The 18,447-nt window shown below is 70.5% G+C and carries 13 protein-coding genes; 7 read left to right on the top strand and 6 right to left on the bottom strand.

The window, feature by feature from the left end; genetic code table 11:
* Positions 1 to 47: 47 nt before the first annotated feature.
* The 4 genes from OV208_RS37955 (at position 48) to OV208_RS37970 (ending at position 2,765) form a co-directional block, all read left to right on the top strand.
* Positions 48 to 1,244 (top strand): acetyl-CoA C-acetyltransferase, encoded by a 1,197-nt coding sequence (locus OV208_RS37955; protein ID WP_267578842.1) that lies wholly within the window; start codon positions 48 to 50, stop codon positions 1,242 to 1,244.
* 52 nt (positions 1,245 to 1,296) lie between these two features.
* Positions 1,297 to 1,512, top strand: coding sequence for a hypothetical protein (locus OV208_RS37960; protein ID WP_014399195.1), 216 nt, complete (start codon positions 1,297 to 1,299; stop codon positions 1,510 to 1,512).
* Between the two features lie 184 nt (positions 1,513 to 1,696).
* Positions 1,697 to 1,894, top strand: coding sequence for a hypothetical protein (locus tag OV208_RS37965; protein WP_120544774.1), 198 nt, complete (start codon positions 1,697 to 1,699; stop codon positions 1,892 to 1,894).
* Positions 1,895 to 2,027: 133 nt separating this feature from the next.
* A complete protein-coding gene (locus OV208_RS37970; RefSeq protein WP_267578843.1) occupies positions 2,028 to 2,765 on the top strand; it encodes a DUF1751 domain-containing protein in 738 nt (245 codons plus the stop codon).
* 67 nt (positions 2,766 to 2,832) lie between these two features.
* Here the strand turns inward: OV208_RS37970 and OV208_RS37975 are convergent, their stop codons facing one another.
* Positions 2,833 to 4,491 carry a sigma 54-interacting transcriptional regulator gene (locus tag OV208_RS37975; protein ID WP_420715087.1) on the bottom strand — a complete coding sequence of 553 codons (1,659 nt, stop codon included), beginning with the start codon at positions 4,489 to 4,491 and terminating at the stop codon, positions 2,833 to 2,835.
* A 127-nt stretch (positions 4,492 to 4,618) separates the two neighbouring features.
* Here OV208_RS37975 and OV208_RS37980 point away from each other — a divergent pair, with 127 nt between their 5' ends.
* Together OV208_RS37980 and OV208_RS37985 are read left to right on the top strand one after the other, a co-directional pair.
* Positions 4,619 to 5,494, top strand: a complete 876-nt coding sequence (locus OV208_RS37980) for a DODA-type extradiol aromatic ring-opening family dioxygenase (RefSeq protein ID WP_267578844.1) — start codon at positions 4,619 to 4,621, stop codon at positions 5,492 to 5,494.
* A 34-nt stretch (positions 5,495 to 5,528) separates the two neighbouring features.
* Entirely contained in the window at positions 5,529 to 6,158 is a 630-nt protein-coding gene (locus OV208_RS37985; RefSeq protein WP_267578845.1) for a YceI family protein, read from the top strand.
* Between the two features lie 118 nt (positions 6,159 to 6,276).
* On the opposite strand, the gene OV208_RS37990 is transcribed toward OV208_RS37985, so the two are convergent.
* The 4 genes from OV208_RS37990 to OV208_RS38005 all read right to left on the bottom strand — a co-directional run bounded on the left by OV208_RS37990 (position 6,277) and on the right by OV208_RS38005 (position 15,360).
* A complete protein-coding gene (locus OV208_RS37990) occupies positions 6,277 to 11,238 on the bottom strand; it encodes a DUF6982 domain-containing protein (RefSeq protein WP_267578846.1) in 4,962 nt (1,653 codons plus the stop codon).
* Between the two features lie 117 nt (positions 11,239 to 11,355).
* On the bottom strand, positions 11,356 to 12,720 hold the full coding sequence (locus tag OV208_RS37995; RefSeq protein ID WP_267578847.1) for a tetratricopeptide repeat protein: 1,365 nt from the start codon (positions 12,718 to 12,720) through the stop codon (positions 11,356 to 11,358).
* A gap of 58 nt (positions 12,721 to 12,778) precedes the next feature.
* A complete protein-coding gene (locus OV208_RS38000) occupies positions 12,779 to 13,996 on the bottom strand; it encodes a threonine ammonia-lyase (protein ID WP_267578883.1) in 1,218 nt (405 codons plus the stop codon).
* Between the two features lie 134 nt (positions 13,997 to 14,130).
* On the bottom strand, positions 14,131 to 15,360 hold the full coding sequence (locus tag OV208_RS38005) for a Glu/Leu/Phe/Val family dehydrogenase (RefSeq protein WP_120543922.1): 1,230 nt from the start codon (positions 15,358 to 15,360) through the stop codon (positions 14,131 to 14,133).
* Between the two features lie 62 nt (positions 15,361 to 15,422).
* Between OV208_RS38005 and OV208_RS38010 the strand changes: the two genes are divergently transcribed.
* Entirely contained in the window at positions 15,423 to 15,914 is a 492-nt protein-coding gene (locus OV208_RS38010) for a helix-turn-helix domain-containing protein (RefSeq protein ID WP_267578848.1), read from the top strand.
* Positions 15,915 to 15,973: 59 nt separating this feature from the next.
* Here OV208_RS38010 and OV208_RS38015 read toward each other — a convergent pair whose 3' ends face one another.
* On the bottom strand, positions 15,974 to 18,400 hold the full coding sequence (locus OV208_RS38015; RefSeq protein ID WP_267578849.1) for a DEAD/DEAH box helicase: 2,427 nt from the start codon (positions 18,398 to 18,400) through the stop codon (positions 15,974 to 15,976).
* Positions 18,401 to 18,447: the final 47 nt, after the last annotated feature.

Here is an 18,447-nt window from a genome sequence, read left to right on the forward strand (position 1 = left end):
CGTCGCGCGTGCACCGCGCGCCCCGGAAGAGTAGGGAGACGAGCACCATGAAGAGCGTGTCCAAGAACGAGGAAATCTTCTTCCTGTCCGGCAAGCGCACCCCGTTTGGTACCTACGGTGGCAGCCTCAAGGACCTGAGCGCCACCGACCTGGCCGTGGAGTCCGCGAAGGCGGCCCTGGCCCAGGCGGGCGTGTCCCCGGAGCTGGTGGAGCATGTGGTGTACGGCAACGTCGTCCAGACGAGCTCGGACGCCATCTACCTGCCGCGCCACGTGGGCCTGCGCACGGGCGTGCCCGTGTCCGTGCCCGCGCTGGGCGTCAACCGGCTGTGCGGCTCCGGCTTCCAGGCGTTCGTCACCGCCGCGGAGATGATGCTGACGGGCGGCGCCGAGTGCGTGCTCGCGGGCGGCACCGAGTCCATGAGCCAGGCCCCCCACGTCATCCGGGGCGCGCGCTGGGGCATCCCCCTGGGCAAGGGCGGCCTGGAGGACATGCTCTGGACGGCCCTGACGGACAGCTACACCGGGCAGGCCATGGCGCTCACCGCCGAGCAGCTTGCGGTGGACTACAGCCTCACCCAGGACGACGTGGACCAGTACGCCGTGCTCACCCAGAAGCGCTTCGCCGCCGCGCAGGAAGCCGGCCGCCTGGGGGATGAGATCGCCCCGGTGACGCTCAAGGGCAAGAAGGGCGACACGGTGGTGTCGAAGGACGAGCACAACCGTCCGGAGACCACCGTGGAGACCCTGCGCAAGCTGCCCAAGGTCTTCAAGAAGGACGGCGTCGTGCACGCGGGCGCCGCCAGCGGCATCTGCGACGGCGCGGGCTCCATGGTGATGGCGACGCGCAGCTTCGTGGAGAAGCACGGCCTGAAGCCGGTGGCGCGGCTCGTCAACTGGGGCGTGTCCGGCTGCGACCCGAAGATCATGGGCATTGGCCCGGCGCCGGCCATCCGGAATCTCTTGAAGCGCGCGGACGCGAAGCTGTCGGACGTGGACCTCTTCGAGGTCAACGAGGCCTTCGCGCCCCAGTACCTGGCGGTGGAGAAGGAGCTGGGCCTGCCACGCGACGCCACCAACGTCAACGGGGGCGCCATCGCCGTGGGCCACCCGCTGGGGGCCTCCGGGGCGCGCATCACCATGACGCTGGCCTACGAGCTCAAGCGTCGGGGCGCTCGCTATGGTATCGGCTCTGCCTGCATCGGCGGCGGCCAGGGCATCGCCGTGCTGGTCGAGGCGCTCTAGGCGCCTGTTGGGGACGGGGTACGGGGCTGACGACTTCCGGACGGGACGTGAGATGAGCAACGAGGTGGACGCGAAGACGGCCCGGGAGCGGGCCAAGGCCATCGCCGAGCAGCGCCGCGCCGAGCGCCGCAACCGCAAACGCCGCTGCGTGGTGTGTGGCGTGGAAGAAAGCGACAAGACGCCCCTGACGGCCCACCCCGAAGGCATCGGTCCCGCCTGCAAGGACGAGGTGACGTGTCAGGCCCGCCGCGCCGCCGCGGGTCGCTGAACAGACTTAGCCCGTCCCCCGCCGCCGGAGTGTTGGCGGGAGGACGGTGGCTTCCGCCGCCCCCCGGAGGCCCAGGGAGCGGATCCCCCTGGGTCCACGCCGGGCCGGATTGTCGGGCCCGTTTCTTGATGGCGCCCGCGACTCGGGGTAAACGTTCGTAATCTCTGGTGACACGAGGGTTGGAATGGGCCTTATCAGCTTCACGGGCGTCAAGGTGTTCTCCACCACGCTCGCGCGCGATCGCGAGAACATGGGTGAGAACATCACCAAGTGGCTGAAGGAGAACTCCGGCGTGGACATCGTGGACAAGATCGTCACGCAGTCCTCGGACAAGGAGTTTCACTGTCTGACCATCACGCTCTTCTACCGCCACAAGGTCTGAGTCCTACGACGGGCGAGTGAAGGCGGATGGAGGTGAGGGCGCTTCTCCCTGGAGACATCAGGGTGGGGCGCCCTTCATCGTTTCTGCGATTGGGGTTGCGGACCGGGCGGTGTTCCACCACCTTTGGGCCTCTATGCGACCCATGCGGGGCTTCAACAGGGGCGGAGGCGGCGGCTTTGGCGGCGGCTTCGTCGGCCTGGAATCGATGGCCGCCAAGCTGGCGGTGGCGCTGGTGGCGTTCTCCGCGCTGTTCCTGGCGACGCGCGGCGGGCAGGGCGTGCTGCTGCTGCTCAACCCCGCGGACGTGCTGCGCGGACGCGTGTGGGAGGTGTTCACCTACGCGTTCATCGCGCCGGACCCGCTGGGCATCATCTTCGGCGGCATCATCATCTGGTCCATTGGCGGCTTCCTGGAGTCCACCTGGGGCTCGCGGCGCCTGCTGATGGCCTCGGTGGGCATCACGGTGTTCGCGGGCCTGCTCACGGTGCTGCTGGCGCTGGTGACGCCCATGGCGAGCGCCTACGCCGGTGGCTCGGTGATGACCACGGTGCTGTGGGTGGCGTACGGGCTCGTCATCGGCCGGGGGCAGGCGAACTTCTGGGGCATCCCGCTGACGGGCAACTGGTTCGCGGCCATTGGCGCGGGCTTCACCGTGCTGCGGCTGCTCACCGCGCCGTCCTGGCAGTTCCTGGCGCCGGAGCTCTTCAGCCTGGTGCTGGTGTTCGCCTACGTGCGAGGCGCGAGCCCCAAGCGGCTCATGCTCCACCTGCAGCACTGGCGGCTGCAGCGCCAGCTGCGCGACCGCTCCAAGCACCTGCGCGTGGTGGGCAAGGAGCAGCGCCCGCCGGACCGCGACCAGTTCCTCAACTGAAGTCGCTTCGTTGAGTCGTGACACGGGCCTGCTGACGCGAAAGCGTTGGTGGGCCCGTTCGCTTTGGCTAGTGCGCGGCCTCCGGGTGCCCGTACTGCTTGAGCTTGCGGTAGAGCGTGGCCACGCCGATGTCCAACTGCTCCGCGGTGCGTGAGCGGTTGCCGCCGTTCTGGGCCAGCACCGCGAGGATGTACTCCTTCTCCATGTCCTCCAGGCGGCGCGGGCTGCCGGTGGGCATCATGCTGGGGGGCGCGGCGCGCACCTCCTCGGGCAGGTCCTCGCGCTCCACGCGCGGGCCCTCGCACAGCACCACCGCGCGTTCGATGGCGTTGCCCAACTCGCGCACGTTGCCCGGCCAGGGGTAGCGCAGGAGCTGATCCGCGGCGTCCGGGGACAGGCTGCTCACGCGCCGGCCCAGGCGCTCACCGGCCTCCGCCAGCAGCATGCGGGCCAGGGGGAGGATGTCCTCCTTGCGCTCGCGCAGGGGCGGGATGCGCAGCTCGATGACGCGCAGCCGGTAGAAGAGGTCCTGGCGGAAGTGGCCCAGGCGCACCTCCTCCGTCAGCTCGCGGTTGGTGGCGGCCACCACGCGCACGTCCACCTTGCGGCTGAGGTTCTCACCCACGCGCCGCACCTCGCGCTCCTGGAGGACGCGCAAGAGCTTGGCCTGCATGGCGGGAGGGACTTCGCCCACCTCGTCCAGGAAGAGGGTGCCGCCGTGGGCCGCCTCGAAGAGGCCGGGCCTGTCGTGCGTGGCGCCGGTGAAGGCGCCCTTGGCGTGGCCGAACAGCTCGCTCTCCAGCAGGCTCTCCGTCACGGCGGCGCAGTTGACGGCGATGAAGGCCTTGTGGGCGCGGCCGGACTCGTCGTGGATGAGCCGGGCGATTCTCTCCTTGCCCACGCCGCTCTCGCCGGTGACGAGGATGGTGGTGTCCACCTTCGCCGAGCGCCGGGCCAGGTTGAGCACCTTCTGCATGGCGTCCGCGCGCGCCACCATGCCCGACGGGTCCTCCGCCACGCCGGACACCCGGGCCAGCGACTGGCGCTTCGCGCGCAGCTTGCGCTCCGCCTGCCGCAGGGCCTCCGTCACCTGCCCGAGCACGCCCTCCATGCACTGCGTCTCATAGAAGCGCAGCACCTCCGCGCACTCGGTGCTCCACTCCTCCGCGGGCCGGCCGACAATCTGGCAGAGGGCGTCCCCCTTGCCGACGCACTTCATCTCCGCGCAATAGATGGGCTTGCCGTTGCAGTAGCTCAGGTACCCGGACGCGAACCCCGTGAGGCTCCAGCACACCGGTTGATCCGCCTGTCCCAGGTGGAGCAGGTGCTGCTCCGCTTCATAGGAGTCGCGCCACTGCGCCTCGGCGAAGGGCTCCGGGCCGTCCTTCTCCGTCCGCTCGATGCGCTCCACGCGCACCTGGCCCATCAGCGTGTGCAGCCGTCCTCCAGCGCGGCGCCACTCGGCTTCGTCCGTCCACGGCACCGCCGTGCGCATCGCTTCCGCCGTGCGCCAGCCGTGCGCGTAGCCCAGCCGCGTGAAGATGCCGCGCGCCACCGTCATCCCCATCATCCCGACGATTTCCGTGCGCAAGAGCCCCAGCGCCACCGGATCCATCAGCAGCGCCCGCTGCCCGGCGAAGTGGATGACGCCGCCCTTCGGCTCGAACGCCAGCAGCTCCCTGAGGTCCAGCCCTTCCAACCCGGCCACGTTGACTCCCAAATCCATTCAGACTGAGGGGCTTCTCTATCATTCTGAGAGTGTTTTCGCAGGGCTGGAATTCGAAGCCTTGTGATTCCATGGGGTTGGCGTGTTTGCTGCGCTGGTCCTGGGGTTGCATTAGAAGTCGCCCACGATGGGTTCCGGGGTGGACAGACGCGAGGTGCTGCAGGGTGTGGCGGCCGCCGGGGTGGCGGGTGTGATGGGCAGCGGGCCCACGGTCGCCCGGCAGGTGGCACCGGCGCTCTTCGTGTCGCACGGCTCCCCGATGACGGCGCTGGACGCGGACGAGTACCCGCAGGCGCTCAAGCGTTTCGGTGAGGGCGTGGGCCCGGTGAAGGCGCTGGTGGTGGTGTCCGCGCACTGGGAGACGGACGCGCGCGTGCACGTCACGGCGATGGCCGCGCCGCCGCTCGTCTACGACTTCCATGGTTTCCCGGAGGAGATGTACCGGCTGCGCTATCCGGCGCCCGGCGCGCCGGAGCTGTCCTCGGACGTGGTGGCGCGGCTGACGGCGGCGGGCGTCCCCGCGGTGGCGGAGACCGAGCGCGGCCTGGATCATGGCGTCTGGGTTCCGCTGCGGCATGCCTTCCCGGAGGCGCGCGTGCCCGTCATCCAGGTGGCCTTGCCGGCGGGCGCGTCACCCGCGGCGGTGGCGAAGATGGGCGAGGCTTTGCGCCCGCTGCGCGCGGACGGCGTGCTACTGATGGGCAGCGGCGGGGTGGTCCACAACCTGCGCCGGGTGAATTTCAGATCCAAGCTGGCGTCCGTGGAGCCATGGGCCGCCGAGTTCGATGCGTGGGTCGCCGGAAAACTTGTCGCACGTGATTTCGTCGGGCTTCAGTCGTGGAGGGACGCACCGAATGCGCAGCTCGCGCATCCATCTCCCGAGCACTGGTTGCCCATCTATTTCGTCCTCGGAGCCGCCCTCGCCGAGGACCGTCTCACCCCGGTGTTCGAGGGTTTCCATCACGGAACCTTGTCCATGCGCAGCTTCGCGCTGCGCGCCTGAACCTCGCAGTTCGCAGCACCCAGGAGTCCACACCATGAAGATGTCCCTGAAGTCCGCCATCGCCCTGATTGCCGTCGCCGCCCCCTCGTTCGCCTTCGCGACCACGTGGGAGCTGGACTCGTCGCACTCCAGCGCGCAGTTCGGCGTGAAGCACATGATGGTGTCCACCGTGCGTGGCGCCTTCAGCAACGTGAAGGGCACCATCAACATCGATGACAAGGACATCACCAAGTCCACCATCGAGACCACCATCGACGCGACCACCATCAACACCAACGAGCCCAAGCGCGACGAGCACCTGAAGAGCCCGGACTTCTTCGACACGGCGAAGTTCCCCACCATCACCTTCAAGTCGACGAAGGTCGCGAAGGCCGGCAAGGACAAGCTGAAGGTCTCCGGCGACCTGACGATGCACGGCGTGACGAAGCCCGTGGTGCTGGACGTGGACGGCCCGTCCGCCGAGTCGAAGGATCCGTGGGGCAACCTGCGCCGTGGCGCCACGGCGACCACGAAGATCAAGCGCAGCGACTTCGGCCTGACCTGGAACAAGGCGCTGGAGACGGGCGGCTTCGCGGTGGGCGACGAGGTCACCATCACGCTCGACCTGGAGGCCACGAAGAAGGCCGACGCGGCGGCGGCTCCGGCGGCCAAGGACGCGAAGTAGTCATCGCTTCACCAGTCCTTCGGGGTCGGTGAAATGAAGAGAGGGGCCTCGGTGACGAGGCCCCTCTTTTTTGTGCGTGAAGCCTGGGGGGCGGGGGAGGCCCGCCCCGGGGTGTCCGCTAGCCTTCGGCGACGGCCTGCACGCTGGCGCGGTAGATGAAGATGCGCGCGGTGTTGGTGCGGTTGTCGGCGGGGATGACGAAGAAGCCCGGGGTGGGGCCCTTGAAGTCCTGGGAGAAGCCGGCGACCTGGCGACCGTCGTTGAAGGTGACGCGAATCTTGGAGCCCTCCGCCTGGGGCTGACGCGCGCCCGCGGCGAGCATGAAGAAGATGGCCTTCACGCGCTTGCCGGGGATGCGCTCGGGGGCGAAGCCGCTCTGCTGCTCCAGGGAGATGGTGTCCTCGAGCAGGTCCGCGTCGCGGATGGTGCCGCGCTTCACCTGGCCTTCGACGGTGTGGATGATGACGCGGTGTTCACCCTCCACGAAGGAGTGGATGGAGCCCGCCAGCGCGGCCGCGTGCGCCTCGAAGAGGGCATCCTCGGTGGGGCGCAGGTGGTTGGCGGAGGCCACGCCCATGGCCACCGGCGCGGCGGGGACCGCGCTCCGCGGGGACGCGCTCGCCGGGCTGGCGGAAGGCACGGCCTTGGCCGGAGCGAGTGACAGGGAGGGCGGGGGCGGCGGAGGCATGGCCGCGACGGGCAGGGCGGGCTCCTCCTCCACGAGTTCGATGTCCGCCAGGGGTTCGGCTTCGGGCTCCACCTCCTCGACATCGAGGGCGGGCTGGGCGGCCCAGGCGGGCTCCGGGGATTCGAGGGGCGCGGGCTCTTCCCAACCCGAGGATGCGGGCGCGAGCGGGGTGAGGCCGGTGAGGGAGACCTCTTCCTCGGCGAGGGGTTCGGGCTCGGCGGCGGCCATCCACTCGGGCTGGGCCTCCTGGGGGGCGCTCCAGGCGGACCGGGCGGCCGGGGCGTTCCACTCGGAAGCGACAGGCTGCGAGGACCACTCGGCGGCGGCTTCCTCGACCGGGGCGTCCCACGCGGGCTGGGCCTCGGCGGCCGGCGGGGCCCAGGCCCCGGAGGCGGACTCCTCCGCGGCCCATTCCGGCTGTGCGGCGACGGGAGCGGACTCCTCGGCCGTGGCCCACTCGGGCTGGGCTTCGAGCGGGGCTTCTTCCGTGGCCCACTCCGGCTGCGCGGCGGCGGGAGCGGCCTCTTCCGTGGCGGCCCATTCGGGCTGGGCTTCGAGCGGGGCTTCTTCCGTGGCCCACTCCGACTGCGCGGCGACCGGTGCGGCGTCTTCCGTGGCCCATTCGGGCTGGGCTTCGATGGGCGCTTCCTCGGAGGTGGCCCATTCCGGCTGCGCGGCGACCGCAGCCGGAGCTTCGGTGGAGGCCCAGTCTGAAGAGGTCGCTTCGGAGGTGTCCGCGTCCGTGGCGGCCCATTCCGGTTGTGCGGCGGGGGCAGCCTCTTCCGTGGCGGCCCACTCCGACTGCGCGGCGACGGGCGCGGACTCTTCGGCCGTGGCCCATTCCGGCTGGGCCTCGATGGGCGCGGCCTCTTCAGGGGTGGTCCACTCCGACTGCGCGGCGACCGGGGCAGCGTCTTCCGAGGCCCACTCCGGCTGGGCCTCGATGGGCGCGGCTTCTTCCGGGGCCCACTCCGACTGCGCAGCGACGGGGGCAGCGTCTTCCGTGGCCCACTCCGGCTGAGCTTCGATGGGCGCGGCTTCTTCCGTGGCCCACTCCGACTGAGCAGCAACGGGCGCGGACTCTTCGGCCGTGGCCCATTCAGGCTGGGCTTCGATGGGCGCGGCCTCTTCCGTGGCGGACCACGCAGCCGACTGCGCGACGGGCGCGGCCTCTTCAGCGGTGGCCCACTCCGGCTGGGCTTCGAGCGGGGCTTCTTCCGAGGCCCACTCGGGCTGGGCTTCGATGGGCGCGGCTTCTTCCGAAGCAGCCCATCCAGGCTGAGCGGTGACTGACGCGGTGTCTTCGGCCGAGGCCCATTCGGGCTGAGCTTCAATGGGCGCGGCTTCTTCCGTGGCCCACTCAGGCTGCGTGGCGACGGGCGCGGACTCTTCGGCCGTGGCCCACTCAGGCTGGGCTTCGAGGGGCGCAGCCTCTTCGGTGGCGGACCACTCAGCCGACTGTGCGGCCGGTGCGGTTTCTTCGGCCGTGGCCCACTCAGGCTGAGCCTCGATGGGGGCTTCCTCGGAAGAGGTCCATTCGGGCTGCGCGGCGACGGGCGCGGCCTCTTCGGTGGCGGACCACTCCGACTGCGCGGCGGCAGGGGCGGACTCTTCGGCCGTGGCCCACTCCGGCTGAGCCTCGATGGGCGCGGCTTCATCCGGCGTGGCCCACTCCGGCTGAGCTTCGATGGGTGCGGCGTCCTGCGTGGAGCCCCAGTCCGACGTCTGCGCGACGGGCGCTGCCTCACCCTCGGCGGCCCATCCGGATTCGGCCTCGATGGGCGCCGCCACCGCGGACGGATCCGACCACTCTTCCGCCGCGGCCTCCGGGGCCGTTTCCGACGTGGCCCAGTCCGCCTGCGCTTCAATCAGCGGCGCTTCTCCGGCGGCATCACTCCCCGCCGCCTGGACGTTGTCGGTGGCCAGTTGCGCGGAGGACGCCGCCCACGCGGTCTCTTCCACCGGAGTTTCCCACTCGGCGGCAGTCGCTTCGGTCGCGGACGCTTCCCCGGTGCTCCACTCCGGCTGCGCCTCTCCAGGCACGGCCTCCACGGGAGCATCGGATCCGGTCTCCGCGTCGGCCGCGGCCCACTCCGGCTGCAGCTCGATGGGCGCGGATGCATCCGGCGTAGCATTCCACCCGGCGGCCGTCCCGGCTTCGGCGGACGGCTCGGACGAGGCGGACCACTCCGACCCCGTGCCCTCCGACTCAGGGGTGGCCCACGCGTCCTGGGTGCCGGTCGCGTTCTCTTCGCCAGCGGTAGCGGCCCACTCAGGCTGCAACTCGATGGGCGAGGACTCCTCGGAGGCCTGCGCCCATGCGGGCGTCTCGGCGGGGGACTCCACGGCATCGGAAGCCCACTCGGGCTGCAACTCGATGGGCGCGGACTCCTCCTGCAACCCGACGGTGGCGGTCGCGTCGGACGGAGAGCCGTCGGCGGACCAGTCCGACTGCGCGTCCTGGCCCCCCCACGCCGAGGCCTCGGTGGACTGTGCCTCCGCGAGGGATTCACTCGCGGTGGCCAGCGGCACGGCCTCGTCGGAATGGCCGTTCAGCTCGCTCCACTGTTCCGCGGCCAGGGTGTCACGCGCCGCCGACAGCGCCGACGGTTCGACATCCTCCGCGCCGAGTTCGAGCGTCTCGGCTTCCACGTCCGGTCCGACCGGAATGCTGCGGATCCCCAGGGATGAACCCGGATCCTCCGTGAACGGTGAAGGGGGCGGGGTGAGCGTCTCCTCGGCGCCCAGGTCGGCTGCGTCGAACGTCGGCGTCTCCGCCGCCTGCGAGGACGTCAGGGCGTCGGAGTCCGTCAGCGCGATGGCCTCGCCTTCGTCCGACGTCGCATCGTCCGTCCATGCCGCGCCTTCTTCCGAGACCTCGCTCGGGTCGAGCGCGATCTCCTCGGCGGACGCCTCCATCGGCGTTGCGCCGTCGGACTGCCAGTGGGCCGAAACGTCGTCCTGGCCGAGCGCGATCTCCTCGGCGGGCGCTTCCGTGGAAGCCGCTCCGTCCGCCTGCCATGCATCCGCGCCGGCTGCCTCCGGCTGCCACGCCCCGCTGGCGTCCTCCGCCTCCACGGCGATCTCCTCGGCGGGCGCTTCCGAAGCCGCGGCGCTGTCCGTCCACGCCTCCGCGAGGTCGCCGGAGCCGAGCACGATGTCCCCATCGGGATCCGTCGCTCCGGAGTCGGACTCCGTCGGCCAGGCCGTCTCGGATCCACCCGCGTCGGTCGCGAGCTCCTCGGCGGACGCCTCCAGCACGGCGCCCTCCGCCGGGGCCTGGGCCTGGGTCGTCGCGACGTCACTCCAGTCCCAATCCGACCCTCCACCCTCGGCCGGGGCCGACGTGTCCACCGCGAGCGGCGTCGTGTCGAGCGCCGCGTCGCGGGCCTCGTCGGACTCCACCGCGAGCGGTGCCGCATCCCACGCGGCGTCCACGGGCGCGGGGGCCAGGTCCTCGGCCATCACCGCTTCGGACCCGGGTTCGGCGTCCAGCAGCGCCGCTTCCTCGGAGGCCGCGTGCTCGGCGGAGGCCAGGGCCTCCGCCATCGGATCCAGGCCGGAGCTCGCCGGGGCCTGGGCCTCCGTCTCGACCTCCATCGACAGCTCGGCGAACGAGTCCTCCAGCGACGCCTCGGGCTCGGCGGCCGCCACCGGGGGCGGGGTCGACGTGGACAGCCCGGAGAAGTCCTCCTCGGCGCTCGTCTCCCACGTCTCCGCTTCCACTGGGGCGGGTGCCGCTTCCGCCGCCGGCTGGGGCATCCACGGCGCGGGTTCGCTCAGCGAAGGGATGTCGATGTCGTCGGTGCTGAGGTTCAGGTTGTCCGGATCCACCGGAGCCTGCGGCGCATGGTCAGCCTGCGCCTCGCCCCCCGAATAGGCCGCCCACGCCTGCGCATCGCCCGCGTTCGGATCATACGCCCCGCCAGCGTCGGTGCCGGCAGGGGCCGCGTAGGCGCCCGCCGCGTTCGCGTCGTAGCCCTGCTGGGGCCACGCCGCCGCGTTCGGATCATAGGCCGCGTTGGGGTCGTAGCCGGCGGGGTAGGCGTACCACTGGCCGTCCTCGCCGTAGTAGCCCTGGGGTTGCTCGTAGCCGGCGGGGTAGGCGTACCACTGGCCGTCCTCGCCGTAGTAGCCCTGGGGCTGCTCGTAGCCGGCGGGGTAGGCGTACCACTGGCCGTCCTCGCCGTAGTAACCCTGGGGCTGCTCCTGGACCTGTTCCTGGGGCTGGGCCCAGGCCTGGGCCGCCGCCGCGGTGTCCGCCGCGTCCTGGATGCCCAACAGGCCGCGCAACTCGACCCAGCGAGTTTCCTCGACGGCGGACAGGCTTCCCAGCTTCCGCTTCTCATCCAGGAAGCGGAATTCTCTCATCGCGGCGCGCGTATCGGACATCCGTCACCTTGCTGCGCCAGCGTCCAACAGGGACCGCCGCAGCGAAAATCTTGGAGGGTCGCGAGTGTAGGGGACTCCCGCCAGGGGGTAAACCAATCCGCCACGCCCGACCGGCCGCTACCTCCCCGAGAGGGCGGTGAGGACCGCCTTGTCCAGGGCCTCGAAGTCCCGCTGATAGGTGGACTGGAGGAGGGCCTCGAAGGAGACAGCCCCGTCCACCGACTGGATGAAGCCCAGCAGCTTCTCCATCCCGCCCAGCCGCACCAGCTCCTGCACGGCCAGGGCGGAGGCGGCGTAGGCCACTTCGGGATCGTTCATGCTCATGGGCGCCCGCGAGTTCATCTGCCCCATCTGCGGCAGCACGCCCTGCTTCGCCGCCGAGCGCATCCGGTCCCGGAGGCCGCGCGGAGGGCCATCCTGCTTCATGTAGCGCCACTCCAGGTACGAGGCCGTGCCTTCGTTGAACCAGCGGGGCAGGCCGATGCCGCCTTTCGGGCAGATCTCATCCAGCGCCGCGTGCACATACTCGTGCACCAACGTGCCCTTCGTCCCGGCCGTCAGCTGCGCCGCGTCGTTCATGCGGATGGCGTTGTCGACGTACAACCCGGCGACCCGCGCCGCGAAGGTGGCCCCCATGTGCGTGCGGAACTCATCGCGCGTGTAGAGCACCACATCCAGTTGCCGCTCGCGTGCCCGGCCCAGCGTCTGCAACGTGAAATCAAACGCCTCCTCCAGCGCGGCGACGACCTGTCCCTCGTACTCGGCGCGCTGGCCGAAGTCGCGATCGCTGTTGAAGTAGCGGATGGCGAAGCGCCGGTTGGAGCGCACGCGCATGCCGTCCTTGCCCACGCTGGACTCGTAGCTGAGGCTCGCCGAGCGCACCTCACCGTCCCCCTGCGTGCCCTTCGCGGTGCGCGTGTCCTCCTCGCCGTTCAGCCGCCGCTCCAGGCGCTCCACCTCGCCTCGCGCCGCCCCGGCCTCCGCCACCTTCGCGCGCGCGTTCTGGATCAGCTTGCGCGCCTCCTTCGCCTCCTTCGCCTTCGCGGGGACCTTCTCCAGCGTGGCGATGGCCGCCGTCGTGTCCTCGTCCTGGAGCAGCAGTCGTCCCAGCTCCAGCCCGAACGCGCCGTCCTTGGGGAAGTGCTCCAGGCCCTTTCGCAGCGCCTCTTCCGCGGACGCGCGCTGATCCGTCTTCAGCGCCGACTTCGCCAGGCACCGCAGGGCGCCGGCCGTCTCCTGGAAGGCCACGGCGCGCTCACCCAGCGAGTACGCCATCACCGCGTCCTCCGCGAGCAGGGCCTCACATCCCTTGAGCAGCGGAGCCGCGACCGTCGGCCGCTCCGCCTCCGGATAGTCGGAAGGGGACGCCGCCGCGTACGCCAGATACAGCTCCTCCCATTGCTTCTGGGCGGCCAGCTCCTTGGCCTTCTGCGGCGGAGGGGCGGCGGCGAGCAGCAACAGGGCGATGAGGGGCGTGTTCATGGAATCCCCAGTATCGCCGAAGCCGCGCTCGGGCGTGCAAGCTCCCTGCTCCCTTGGACTACGTCCGGGCGACCTGCCAGCCCTGGGCCTCCAGGGACGCCATCAGCTCCTGGATGTGGGCGTGTCCGGTGGTCTCCAGCATCACCTCCACCGTGGCCTCGCCCAGGCCCGCCTTGGAGAAGGCGCGGTCGTGGTGCAGGTCCACGACGTTGGCGCGCATCTGGGCGATTTGAGTGGTGAGCCGCGCCAGCATGCCCGGCCGGTCCGGCAGCCGGACCTCCAACTGCACCAGGCGGCCCGCCTTCACGAGGCCCCGCTCGATGATGCGGCTGATGACGTTCATGTCGATGTTGCCACCGCCCACGATGATGGCGACGCGCTTGCCCTTCGCCTGCGGCACCTTCCCGTTGAGCAGCGCGGCCAGCCCCGCTGCGCCCGCGCCCTCGGCCACCGTCTTCTCCTGCTCCAGCATCAGCAGGATGGCGGCGGCGATCTCCTCTTCATCCACCGTCACCACCGCGTCCACGTACTTGCGCACGTGCTCGAAGGTGATGTCGCCCGGAATCTTCACCGCGATGCCGTCCGCGATGGTGGTGCCCGCGGCCGTGAGCTCCGTGCGGACCCCCGCGTCCAGCGACGCCTTCATGCTGGCGATGGTGGAGGCCTGCACGCCCACCACCTGGATGCGCGGGTTCGTCTCCTTGAGGGCTACGGCCACGCCGGAAATCAGTCCGCCGCCGCCCACCGGCACCAGCACCAGCTCCAGGTCGGGGCACTGCTCCAACAGCTCCAGGCCCAGCGTGCCCTGACCCGCGATGACGTGCAGGTCGTTGAACGGGTGGACAAAGACCAGGTCCTCCGCCTGCTGGATGCGCAGCGCCTCCGCGTAGGCCTCGTCGAAGTTGGCGCCCTTGAGCACCACGCGCGCGCCGTAGTCATCCCGCGTGCGCGTCACCTTGATGAGCGGCGTGCGCTCCGGCATCACGATGGTGGCGCGGATGCCCAGCCGTCGCGCGTGGTACGCCACGCCCTGCGCGTGGTTGCCGGCGGAGGCCGCGATGACGCCGCGCTGCCTTTCCTCCGGCGTGAGCGTGAGCAGCTTGTTGAGCGCGCCGCGCTCCTTGAAGGCGCCGGTCCGCTGGAGGTTCTCCAGCTTGAAGTACACCACCGCGCAGTCCGTCTTCTCGGTGAAGTAGTCCGACGCGGGGCACGGCGTGGGGCGCAGCGCCGAGCGCAGCCGTTCGCGGGCCGTCTGGATGTCCTGCAGGGTGACCATCATGCCCGGCCGTGTAGCGGATGCCGGCCCCGCACGGAAGCGACGCGGGGCCCGACGCCTGCCTGGACGCGATGCGGCAGCGGGCGCGCTAGGATGTTGGCGCCCGAAGCAATTTCCGCAGCCGCGGGCCCGCGTCAGATGCCGCGCAGCACGGTGGCCTTGCCCACCCGGCCAATGGCCAGGATGTAGGCGGCCGTCCGCATGGAGACCTTCCGGGAGCGGGCAATCTGCGCCACCCGGTCGTAGGCCTCCTTCATCGTCTTCTCCAGCTCCGCGTTGACGCGGTCCTCTTCCCAGGAGACGTGCTGGAGGTTCTGCACCCACTCCAGGTAGCTGACCGTGACGCCGCCCGCGCTGGCGAGGATGTCCGGCACCACGAAGATGCCGCGCTTCTCCAACAGGTCGTCCGCCTCCGGCTGGGTGGGGCCGTTGGCGCCCTCCACCACCAGGCGGGCTCTCACGCTATTGGCGTTGTCGCGGGTGAGCACATGGCCCAGGGCGGCGGGGATGAGCACCTCGCAGTCCGCCGCGAGCACGTCCTCGTTGCTGCACGGCGTGCCACCGCTGAAGCCGGTGACGGTGCCGGTGCGCTTGACGTGCTCGAAGAGCGACGGCACGTCCAGGCCCAGCGGGTTGTACATGCCGCCCAGCACGTCGGACGCGGCCACGACGACGCCGCCGTCGCCCCAGATGAGCTGCGCGATGTGGCTGCCCACGTTGCCGAAGCCCTGGATGGCGAAGCGCGTGCCCTTCACCGGCAGGCCCAGGTCGCGCAGGATTTCACGGCACACGTACAAGAGGCCCCGGCCGGTGGCGGCCTCGCGGCCCTTGGAGCCGTACAGCTCCAGGGGCTTGCCCGTCACCACCGCGGGCGAGTGCCCGTGGTAGCGCGAGTACTGGTCCATCACCCACGCCATCACCTGGGGGTTGGTGTTGACGTCGGGCGCGGGGATGTCGCGCGTGGGCCCGATGACGTCTTGAATCTGATCCACGAACTTGCGCGTGAGCCGCTCCACTTCCTTGAGGCTCATCTGCGACGGGTCGCACGCCACGCCGCCCTTGGCGCCGCCGTAGGGCACGTTCACCACGGCGGTCTTCCACGTCATCAGCGACGCGAGCGACACGCACTCGTCCTGGTCCAGGGCGGGGTGGTAGCGCAGGCCGCCCTTCATGGGGCCGCGGCTGTTGTCGTGCTGGATGCGGTAGCCCAGGAACGTGCGGATCTCCCCGGAGTCCATCTCGATGGACACCTGCACCTTCACCTCGCGCAGGGGCGTGGCCAGGAGCGTTTCGATGGGCGTGCCCACGTCCATCACCCGCGCGGCCTTGCGGAAGTAGTAGTTGGTGCCGTCGACGGCGTTCATGTGGGGGCTGGCTCCTGGTCGGAAAACCATAACAGAAGGGGTGCGCTACGATGGGTGCGTCCATGCGCCCCGGCTCTCCGCCCCCAAGCGACGCAAGTGGCTCGCTCCAGGGACTGGCGCGGCGGATCCGCACGCTGCGCGAGCGGCGCGGCCTCACGCAGGAGGAGTTCGCCGAACGCTGCGCCATCTCCGTGAGCTTCGTGTCGCTGCTGGAGCGCGGCGAGCGCAACCCCAGCTACGACACGCTCCTCCAGGTCGCGGCCGCCCTGGAGCTGCCGCTCTGGGAGCTGTTCCGGTTGGAGGACGCGGAGGACGCGGGGGCTCATCGGCTGGTGGAGTGGGTTCGGGTGCGGGGACTGGGCCGGGGAGACGTGGACCGCCTCCTGGCCGTGGCGGACGCGATGTTCAGCGGCGGGCCTGACGCCGCATGCCCCCCGTCCCAGGGGCACACTGCCGCCTCCTGCACCGAACCGGACTGCGGCCGGCCCGTGCTGGCCCGGGGGCTGTGCACCGCGCACTACCACCGGGCCCGCAGGAGGAAGGTGCCTTCCTGAAGCGCCGCGCCTTCCGCTTTCGGAAGGCGCGGCGCCCTGGAAGGCACCGACGAAGGGGACTACTTCCGCTTCGCGCGCTCGACCTTCAGCGTCTTGTTCTCGCCGTGAGGCTTGCCTTGGGTGGCCTCGAAGCCCGCCACGTCCTCTTCCGCGACGAAGACGTACGCGTACGTGGGACGCAGGTCGGTGCGCAGCACCTTGCCCGCCGGAGCGCCCGCGGCCTCCAGCGCGGCGGTGACGCCCGCCTCGTCCAGGCCTTCCTGACGGCCCAGGCCCACCCAGAGGCGTGCCTGACCGGGGAGGTCCGGCAGGGACTCGTGGCGGGGCCGGCGCTCCTCACGCTGGCCGCGCGGACGGTGCCGCTCCAGCTTCAGCGCCTTGTCGGCGTGCGTCTTGCCATTGAGGGCCTCGAAGCCCGGGGCCTCCGCCTCCGGCACGTAGACGTAGCCGTAGGTGGCGCGGGTGAGGGCCTTGATGACCTTGCCGCCCGGGGCGCCCAGCGACTCCAGCGTGGCGGGCAGCTTCGCCTCGTCCATGCCGTCGTCCATGCCCAGGTTCACCCAGAGCTTCACCTCGCCGGGGGCCGCGTCCGGGGACGGGGGAGGGCGGGTGCTGGTGACGTCGCGCTCGCTGCGCGGCTTGCTCTTCTCCACGCGCAGCGTCTTGCTGCCGTGCTGCTTGCCGTTGAGGGCCTCGAAGCCCGGCGAGTCGGCCTCCGCGACGAACACGTACGCGAACGTGGGGCGCAATTCAGCGCGCACCATCTTGCCCACCGGGGCGCCCGCGTCCTCCATCGCCGTGGCGATGCTGCCCGGCCCCAGGCCGTCGGCGGTTCCCAGGTTCACCCAGAGCTTCACCTCGCCCGGGCCCGGCTCCAGCGCGGCGGACGACGTCGGTGCGCCACGGCTGCGCTCACCCCGGTCCTCGCGGCGGGGCTCGTCGCGGCGCGGACGGCGCTCACGCTCCGCGGACTCCGCGCGCGGGGCGGGACGCTCCGTGCGCTCACCCCGGTCCTCGCGGCGGGGAGGACGCTCGCGCTCACGCTCGCGGTCCTTGCCCCGGCGCTCCAGGGGCTTCACCGGCTCGCGCTTCTCCGTCTCGCCGGCGGCCTGTGCCTTCTCCATGCGCAGGTGGCTGAAGAAGTACTTGATGAGGAACGCGATGAGGTCGTCCGCGTCGCTGCGCGTCTTGAGCTGCGACGCCAGGGGCAGGAAGCCCTCGAAGATGCTGTTGCCCGTCGCCTCGCGGATCTCGCGCACGTGGCGCTCGGTCCACAGGTGCATGGCCTCTTCCGGGGCCGGCATCTCGCGCATCTCGAACTTGATGCCGAACTTCTTCTCCAGCACGGAGAACGTCGCCAGCTCGCGCCCGGAGAAGAGGTTGATGGCGGTGCCCTTGTTGCCGATGCGGCCGGTGCGGCCCACGCGGTGCAGGTACACGGCCGGGTCTTCCGGCAGCGAGTAGTTGATGACGTACTCGAGCCCGGAGATGTCGATGCCGCGCGCCGCGATGTCCGTGGCGACCATGAAGGCCACCTCGCCGCGCTTCACCTTGCCCATCACCCGCTCGCGCTCCTTCTGCGGCAGGTCTCCGTTGAGCAATTCCGCGTCGAAGCCGTTGCGGTTGAGCACCGCCGTCACCAGCGCCGTGTCATCCCGCGTGTTGCAGAAGATGATGGCGTTGGAGGGCTCTTCCTTCTCCAGGATGTAGATGAGGTTGCGCGGCTTGGGGAACTGATCCGACACGTCGTAGCGGATGTGGTGGATGTGCTCCACCGTGAAGACGTCGCCGGAAAGCAACAGCGTCTCCGCGTTCGTCGTGTAGCGCGCGATGAGGTTCTGGATGTCCGTGGGGACGGTGGCGCTGAAGAGCAGCACCTGGCGCGTCTTCGGAAGACGGTCGAGGATCCGCGTGACCTCCTCGTAGAAGCCCTGGTTCAGCATCTCGTCGGCTTCGTCGAGGATGGCGTGGTCGCAGGCGTCCAGCTTCAGGTTGCCGCGGTTGATGTGGTCGAAGACGCGGCCGGGGGTGCCCACGATGATGGGCGTGCCCTCTTCCAGCGCGTCCTCCTGCTGCTTCATGGAGGCGCCGCCGTAGATGGCCGCCACCTTCACGCCCTTGTACTTGGCGAGCGTGGTGAGCTCCTCCGCCACCTGCAGCGCCAGCTCGCGCGTGGGGCAGAGGATGAGGGCGCGCACGCGCTTCTCGTCCGCGGGAATCTTCTCCAGCAGGGGCAGGCCGAACGCGGCCGTCTTGCCCGTTCCCGTCTTGCTGCGGACGATGAGGTCCTTGCCCGCCATCGCGGGACCGAAGGCCTTGGCCTGGACGGGGGTGGGGTGGGTGTAGCCGCGCTCCGCCAGCGCGCGGCGGAGGGGCTCGGAGAGGTTCATGTCGTCGAAGCCGATGTCCGCGATGTAATCGCCGGGACGCGTCGGGGCTTCGTCAGGCGCCGGGGCTCCCGGCGTGGGCTCTTGGATGTCGCTCATCAGGCATGGGCATAGCCCCTGCATTACCCTCTGGCAACAATCGCGGC

It is taken from the genome of Corallococcus sp. bb12-1 (assembly GCF_026626765.1).
Lineage (GTDB): Bacteria > Myxococcota > Myxococcia > Myxococcales > Myxococcaceae > Corallococcus > Corallococcus terminator.

What these genes read in the sequence shown, in the direction of transcription:
- OV208_RS38005 (WP_120543922.1), bottom strand. Translation starts at nt 15,360, where the DNA reads ATGAACGCCGTCGACGGCACCAACTACTACTTCCGCAAGGCCGCGCGG.
- OV208_RS37965 (WP_120544774.1), top strand. Translation starts at nt 1,697, where the DNA reads ATGGGCCTTATCAGCTTCACGGGCGTCAAGGTGTTCTCCACCACGCTC.
- OV208_RS38010 (WP_267578848.1), top strand. Translation starts at nt 15,423, where the DNA reads ATGCGCCCCGGCTCTCCGCCCCCAAGCGACGCAAGTGGCTCGCTCCAG.
- OV208_RS37970 (WP_267578843.1), top strand. Translation starts at nt 2,028, where the DNA reads ATGCGACCCATGCGGGGCTTCAACAGGGGCGGAGGCGGCGGCTTTGGC.
- OV208_RS38015 (WP_267578849.1), bottom strand. Translation starts at nt 18,400, where the DNA reads ATGAGCGACATCCAAGAGCCCACGCCGGGAGCCCCGGCGCCTGACGAA.
- OV208_RS37990 (WP_267578846.1), bottom strand. Translation starts at nt 11,238, where the DNA reads ATGTCCGATACGCGCGCCGCGATGAGAGAATTCCGCTTCCTGGATGAG.
- OV208_RS37960 (WP_014399195.1), top strand. Translation starts at nt 1,297, where the DNA reads ATGAGCAACGAGGTGGACGCGAAGACGGCCCGGGAGCGGGCCAAGGCC.
- OV208_RS37985 (WP_267578845.1), top strand. Translation starts at nt 5,529, where the DNA reads ATGAAGATGTCCCTGAAGTCCGCCATCGCCCTGATTGCCGTCGCCGCC.
- OV208_RS37975 (WP_420715087.1), bottom strand. Translation starts at nt 4,491, where the DNA reads ATGGATTTGGGAGTCAACGTGGCCGGGTTGGAAGGGCTGGACCTCAGG.
- OV208_RS38000 (WP_267578883.1), bottom strand. Translation starts at nt 13,996, where the DNA reads ATGGTCACCCTGCAGGACATCCAGACGGCCCGCGAACGGCTGCGCTCG.
- OV208_RS37995 (WP_267578847.1), bottom strand. Translation starts at nt 12,720, where the DNA reads ATGAACACGCCCCTCATCGCCCTGTTGCTGCTCGCCGCCGCCCCTCCG.
- OV208_RS37955 (WP_267578842.1), top strand. Translation starts at nt 48, where the DNA reads ATGAAGAGCGTGTCCAAGAACGAGGAAATCTTCTTCCTGTCCGGCAAG.
- OV208_RS37980 (WP_267578844.1), top strand. Translation starts at nt 4,619, where the DNA reads ATGGGTTCCGGGGTGGACAGACGCGAGGTGCTGCAGGGTGTGGCGGCC.